The sequence below is a fragment of the Micromonospora sp. NPDC126480 genome (assembly GCF_040302465.1).
Classification (GTDB): domain Bacteria; phylum Actinomycetota; class Actinomycetes; order Mycobacteriales; family Micromonosporaceae; genus Micromonospora.
Window position 1 is genome coordinate 1 of the sequence record NZ_JBEORU010000077.1, and the last position, 1,002, is coordinate 1,002.

At 67.7% G+C, this 1,002-nt stretch carries 1 protein-coding gene; it reads right to left on the reverse strand.

All coding sequences use genetic code 11. From position 1 onward, the window contains the following. Positions 1–887, reverse strand: an 887-nt coding sequence (locus ABTW87_RS30155; RefSeq protein ID WP_350654813.1) for a transposase domain-containing protein, incomplete at its 3' end; no start/stop codon positions are given. Positions 888–1,002: the final 115 nt, after the last annotated feature.

A 1,002-nucleotide genomic window follows, 5' to 3' on the forward strand; every position in this document is an offset into this window, starting at 1 on the left:
AGGCTGGTGATCAGCCGCCACTGCTCGCGGCGTACCGTGCCGTCGGCGAGGGTGACGGTGACCTGCGCTTCGATGATCCGCACGAGGATGAGGACGGGTAGCGTCCCGTAGCCGATGCGGGTCAGGTAGGAGCCGTCGGGCAGGCGTTGGGTGATGGTCGGGCGGCGGCAGGCGGTGGAGCGGATGAGGAACTGGGCGCCGGTGGCACCCACATCGTGGAGGAACGCGGCGGCGTCGAAGCCGGCGTCGGCCAGCAGCAGCATCGTGCGGTCCAGGACGCCCAGCAGGCGGTGGGCGTAGGGCAGTTCGCCTCCAGCGTCGGGGCCGAAAGCCGCGGTGAGCAGGGCACGGGTCCCGCACTCGATCACCACGAGCAGCCGCAGCAGCGGGTAGCCGAACTCCCGTCGGTCTCCCGCGCGTTTGGGATAGCGCCAGGTGATCTGCTCCTGATCGGGCACGTGCAGGTGAGTGCCGTCGATGGCCACGGTGCGCAGGCCCCGATAGAACACACCGGGCTGGCCGAGCTGACCGACGACACCGGCCAGAGTCTCGAACAGCCGCCGCAGCGGCGCCACGCCGACCCGGCGACGAGCCCGCGCAAGCGAGGAGACACTCGGCCGCACAACGGACAACCCTGCCAGGGCGGCGGTCAGCTTCCCCCATGTCGCTCGGTAGGAACAGCGCTCGAACAGGGCAAGCGCGAGGACGAAGTACACCACCACCCGAGACGGCAACAGCCGCAACCGCTTCTCACCTGCCCCGGTCTCCTCCACTACCGCATCGACCAGGTCGAAGTCGATGATCTGCGTCAACTCACCCAGATGCCCAGGCGCGTGCACACCCCCGGCCACCTCGAACGACCGAGTGATGACAGACTTCTCCTGCAACGGGACTCCTGAGACGTGATCTTCTTGCTCGACACAAGTTGATCTACCAGGAGTCCCGTTCCCACTATCCAGCAGGGGTTGACCCGCCGATCACAGCCCTAACGCAACGGCGTTG